Below are 5,599 nucleotides of genomic sequence, written 5' to 3'. Positions count from 1 at the left end.
TCGCTCTGGCCGGCGCGGAATGATTCAAAACCAAGAAGCTCGAGCGCCGGCTGGTAATCGAGCATTACGTCGATTGCACTACCCTCAGTCTGCAATATTTCACTCTGTTTCAACAGCTCCGCTTTCACAGTATCAGAATCGTTGAAACTATATCACAGGGAGCGGACGGGACAGATAATACTGAACCGCCTCGGATTTATCGGAGGTTCGGCTGCTTGAGTCCTTCGGTGTTTTCCGGAGCCTCAAAGAAACCCGGGGTGATTCAACCACCAGATAAAGAGACCAGCCAACCAATTACGAACATATCTCCAAATGTAATACCAACTAGTATTAACAATAGAGTGAAGAGCGCCCAGCCTAAATTTGCCAGTTTGCGACCCGGATACAAGTGATTACTTATCCCCCAATGGAAGAATGCTTGCATTACAAGAAAAAGGGCTAGAAGGTTGCCTGATATTGAGCGTAATCTATTTCCCGTCAGTGCCAAAATCAGGGTCCAGACCATTACCAGTGTGAGACACCAGCCGATATTAAACCATAATCTCTTTTTTATCCTCTTCACTTCATTCCTTTCATTTTACGGAATCAATTCCGAATATGTCTTTTCTATATGGGCCCCGGAAACCAGTACGTTCTGCCCGCGTCGTCGCTGCATGTGGCGTAAGTTGTCGTAGTGAAACTGCCCACATTTGTCGGCACGTAGTATTTAAGCGTTACGGTTTTGCTTGCTTCTGGATTTATGTCACCCACTACATAGGGAAGTAGGGTGACGGCGTAAACTGTGCCGGGATTGCATATTGAAGCCTGGACCGTTGCCGAAAGGACCGAACTCGTTCCGGTATTACCCATCTTGTAGTCTATGGACAAGTGCCTGTTGGTGTAATCTGCCCAGCTGGCCCAATAGACCCTCTGTTTGGACCATGTGAGGCTGGGGATGGTGGTTGTAACAGTGGCAATATTGGAAAGCTCTGAAGACTGCAGGGTCTCATCGCGGGCCTCAAGGGCAAAGTAATAGGTGGTGCCGGCGTCTAGGCCGGTGGCCGTCGCCGTCTCGGTGGACCCGGCCGCCTGGGGTGCCGGCATCTGCTCAAGGGGCATAGCGTCTTTCCAGTTATCTTCAGTTATGGGCATTTTGGCATATCTTATGTCGTAGTACTGGGCCGTGCCGGCATTGTCGTCATCGCCAGGGGCGGTAAACGTTAGGGTTGCGGTCCCGGAAGTTACGCTTGTGACGGACAGGTCCGTTACCTTTGCGGGCGGGGAGAGATCAACGGCCTGCGTAACCACGCTATCAGGCTGCCTCTGCTCGTCAACAATACCATCGCCATCATTATCTATCCGCAGGGCGTAGTCCTTGCTCTCATCAAGCAGCACGCTGGTTTCAGTCAATGGCGTCACCGGTACTGCCAGATGCTTCACGGTGTCGGCGCTGTTGTGGGCGTGATCGGGAGATTTAAGGGTAAAGTCAAAGGTGCCTGCCCCCGTACCTTTAAGGACAAAGCGGTAGCCCTCGGTTCCATCTCCTCCGTGAACCGTGATGGTCTTCTCGTGGAAATCAGGGATCTCAATGTACTCGGCACCGGGTATCTGTTTGTCTATGCCGCCAGTATCGTTTTTGCCCACGTGCCTTCCCTGGGCATCATAGAGATGGATATCTGCCGGTGGACAGAAGGTTGGTGCAACTACATTCAAATGCCGGTAAGGCCAGCCCGATTTTATCCACGTCCACCCAAGAGTGCCATAATGCCTCCGACAATGAATAAAATGCTAAACACCGTGCTGAATAGCGCTATGATTGGCATGGTGAAGATCCAACCCCAGTCTCTGTAACCCGGAAGAAATTTTTTCAGAAACCACCAGAGAAAAAAACTCTGAACGACGAGAAAAGGGATGATTATAGTAAATGGATTGTCAGTAAAAAACCCCAATGTTCGGCTCCATCGTGTTAAAAAAGATACAATCCACATCATAGTTCCAACCATAACCAATCCCAGCCACCAGCAAAACAGGAATATATATCTTTTCGTTGACTGCTTCATTTTCCTCACTTATGGTAGTGGCCCAGGAAACCAGTATGTCCTGCCTGCATCATCGCTACATGTCGCATGGGTGGTAGTTGTAAAGCTCCCCACGTTTGTCGGCACGTAGTATTTAAGCGTTACGTTTTTGCTCGAACCCGGACTTATATCACCGGTTGCCAGTGGCAGTTGAGTGACAACATGGACAGTAACGGGATTGCAGACAGAAGCCTGGACAGCTGTTGAAATGGCCGAGCCTGTACCAGCATTGCCCATCCTGTAGTCAATGGAGAGCTGACGGTTCTGATAGTCGGCCCAACTGGCCCAGTAGACTCTCAGCTTGGTCCAGTTAAGACTGGGAATGGTGGTTGTGCCCACAGCGACATTGGAAAGCCCTGATGCCTGCAGAACCTTATCCCTGGCCTCAAAGGCGAAGTAATAGGTGGCCCCGGCATTAAGCCCGATTGCAGTTGCAGTCACTAAAGTCCCCGCAGGCTGTGGCACTGGAATATCCGCAAGCGGCATCGCTTCCTTCCAGTTATCCACTGTAATGGGCGTGGTTGAATACCGGATATCATAGTACTGCGCTATGCTGGCATTGCCGTCATCCCCGGGAGCGGAGAAAGAAAGGGTGGCGGTACCCGAAGTGGTGTTGGTTATGGAGAGGTCCGTGACTTGGGCGGGCGGGGTAAGGTCAACCGACTGCGTAACGACGCTATCAGGCTGCCGTTGCTGGTCGATGATGCCGTCCCCGTTTGTATCGATCGCCAGGAAATAGTTTTTAGTTGGATCAATCAAAACGCTGGCTTCAGTGAAAGTAGTCACCGGCACGGCCAGATGCCTGGCGGTGTCGGCGCTATTGCGGGCTTTATCAGGAGATGCCAGGGTAAAGTCAAAGGTGCCGGTTCCCGTCCCTTTCAGGACGAAACAGTATCCGTCGGCGCCGTCTCCTCCATGAACGGTGATGGTTTTCTCGTGAAGATCGGGAATCTCAATGTACTCGGCGCCGGGTATCTGCCTGTCGATGCCGCCTTGGGCGTTCTTGCCAACATGTCTTCCCTGGGAATCATAGAGATGGATATCTGCCGGGGAATGCACGCTGCCGCTTACGCCGCGTGGCTCCTCATTGCAGGAATCGGAGCCGTCCCAGCAGAGGCCGTTAAACCAGGAAAGAGGATCGTCCCAGGCAGAGTTATGCTCGGGAGTGGCAGCCGGCCCCTGGGGGCCATCGCCTCCAGGCAGGCTGGTAAGTTCTCCCCAGGCGCCCCGGTAGGCCAACCAATAAAAGGGACTTCCTTCGAGAGTTGCAAGGGTAGAACTGCTTACATCAGGAAGCATGGAGACGGAAGGCTGGTGCAGGGCGTAAGCCTCAGTTTCATCAGTAAACCAATAAGGAGCGTCATGCGGACCTGGAAAAAAGTAGTTTGCGTGAGAACCTCTGGCCACATACACGACTGGGTGGCTGTCCGGGCCCTCGATGAAATCCCAGGGCCTCCTTTGGCCGGTGTTGTGCTGGCTGTAGCCGGCGGCAACAGGGTCCAGATTACCGTTTAAGATTACATCCACATGCTCCCAATCGCCTTCATGATAGTTATTCCAGTTATCAAAATAATAGGGAAGCCAGTACTGGATCACCGTTTGCCCGTTCGTCGGGTTTTTAATAATGTGTGTGTATGTTGTCTCTGGAAAATTGTTTGTGTTTGCTAAAGAATTGTAGCGATCGACAAAATCGGAACGTAGATATTTTTCAGTTGGGAATGACCTTGCTAGGAAAACATTCCCAGGCAAATCGACATATTTCCCTTCCAACAAATTCCCGGGCTGATCGCTTTCGGCGTTATACTGACCAAGTGAATTTAAAGTCAGGTCAGGCCATGCTAACCGGGAAATGCCTCCATCACCGATTCGTTGCATAAGCCTCGTTCCCTCTCCACCCACCATGATATCCACCTTCCGCGGCTCAAAATATTCCTCATGATGCAGATACAGGTGCGGCGCATACTTCTCCGCCAATTGTTGCGCCCTGTCCCCCAGCTTGTTCTGATAGATGGCCCTTGTTCCATCCCGATCGTCAGACCAGATGATATGACCGGAGGAGGCGGCAGGTCCACCCGCGGAGTAAGCGGTTCCACTTGAAACCTGCTGAGTGATGCCACTGGAAAGGTCGTGCATATAAATCTGATGAGTTTGGAACTGACTCCAGGTGACTATATTTCCCTCTATGGAAGCACTAGCCGCATATTCGCTACCCGGGATAATCTGTGTCTGGCGGGTGGAAAGATTGTAAATAAGGAGACTATCGCCGGCATTATTTGCAGTCCAGACTACTTTTGAGCCGCTGATTGCGGGATGTTCCTGCAGCAGGTTGTCGCCGGGGGTGGTTATCGTTATGTTTTCTCCGGTGACGACGTTTTTGGCCAGAATGTCATTTACAGCGGGAGATCCATAGTTGTACTGATCATTTTTTACCCAGACGACCCAGTCTCCATCAATGGCGGGTTGCAGATTGTCTCCCGGGATATCAGATATGAGTAGCTCCACGCCCTGGTTTAGATCAAACATATAGATTTGCGATTTGCGGGCGCCGTTGCGTTCATCCCGCCAGACGACCCTGGTCCCTGAAACATGGGGATGTGACTGGCGATATGATCCTTCTGAAAGAACGGAGGGCCCCGACCCGTCTATGTACTTATAGAGTATCCGCGAGCCCACACCGCCGGACGGGGGATTGACGATCTGCTGCCAGACAACCAGGTTGCCGCTGATTGCGGGGTAGCTTTGGCTAAATGAGTTTGCGACCAGTTCCTGTTCCGCTGGAGTCTGCTGATCGGGAGGGTCCGTTACTTCAGGAAGACGCCTGTAGAAGACGCGGCTAAAGTTATAGCCCTGCGCATTTGGCCTATAGTCGATCCAGACAGCTATATTGCCAGAGATGGCTGGAGTCTGCTGAGAGGCCGGGTGTGCTGTCGCAACCGGTGAGTCGGTGCCGAAGACCCATTGCTTTGACGGATCATCGTTGGGGTTTGCCTGGGCTTGGGCAGTCGATAAGAGGTAATAGCAGAGCAGAAGAAGAAGGGTTATCGAAAAGCGACATGAAATGCCGCTTACTATGAAATAACTCTTTTTCACGATAGTCGCCAGCACAATCCCTCCCCTATAGAGAATTATGACAGAGCTCCTACCGTTTTGGCTCCATTTCAGGCAGTAAATTAACACAGAAGAATAATGAAGTCAAACTGATGTTCCAGGATTGATATTAATATCATGGGCACCACAAATACACGTTAATGAGCAACGTCCATACTACATCACGCTATTGACCAGCTCACCGACCCCACCGACCCGGACCGTTACTTCATCCCCGGCCGTCAGCGCCCCTACCCCTGGCGGCGTACCCGTAAGGATGACATCGCCACGCTCAAGCGTCATTACACTCGAGATAAACGCCACCAGCTGAAGCGGTGAAAAAATCATGTCCGAGATTGGCGCGCTCTGGCGTACCTCGCCGTTGAGCACCAGCTCCACCAGCGAGTCCGGCGCCGGTGCCACGCTTTCAACCCACGGCCCCAGCGGGCAGAAAG

4 protein-coding genes are annotated in these 5,599 nt (G+C 51.9%); 1 reads left to right on the top strand and 3 read right to left on the bottom strand.

Features of this window, described 5'->3' with window-relative positions; translation table 11 throughout:
* Nucleotides 1–606 precede the first annotated feature (606 nt).
* Entirely contained in the window at nucleotides 607–1,419 is an 813-nt protein-coding gene (locus WC980_10780) for a fibronectin type III domain-containing protein (GenBank protein MFA5795535.1), read from the bottom strand.
* On the opposite strand from WC980_10780, the gene WC980_10775 reads away from it, so the two are divergent.
* Nucleotides 1,411–1,830: a hypothetical protein gene (locus tag WC980_10775; protein ID MFA5795534.1), complete on the top strand. Its 420-nt coding sequence runs from the start codon at nucleotides 1,411–1,413 to the stop codon at nucleotides 1,828–1,830. The two genes, WC980_10780 and WC980_10775, sit on opposite strands and share 9 nt — an antisense overlap.
* A gap of 218 nt (nucleotides 1,831–2,048) precedes the next feature.
* On the opposite strand, the gene WC980_10770 is transcribed toward WC980_10775, so the two are convergent.
* Both WC980_10770 and WC980_10765 read right to left on the bottom strand, forming a co-directional pair.
* A complete protein-coding gene (locus WC980_10770) occupies nucleotides 2,049–5,162 on the bottom strand; it encodes a hypothetical protein (GenBank protein ID MFA5795533.1) in 3,114 nt (1,037 codons plus the stop codon).
* A 159-nt stretch (nucleotides 5,163–5,321) separates the two neighbouring features.
* Nucleotides 5,322–5,599: fumarylacetoacetate hydrolase family protein (locus WC980_10765; protein ID MFA5795532.1), on the bottom strand; the 278-nt coding region annotated here is incomplete at its 5' end.

This window comes from Candidatus Brocadiia bacterium, assembly GCA_041658285.1.
GTDB lineage: Bacteria > Planctomycetota > MHYJ01 > JACQXL01 > JACQXL01 > JBBAAP01.
Note: the sequence above shows the minus strand (reverse complement) of the source record. Positions and strands in the feature narration are given on the sequence as shown.

Coding starts and splice junctions, on each gene's coding strand:
- WC980_10775 (MFA5795534.1), top strand. CDS start 1,411: ATGCTTCACGGTGTCGGCGCTGTTGTGGGCGTGATCGGGAGATTTAAG.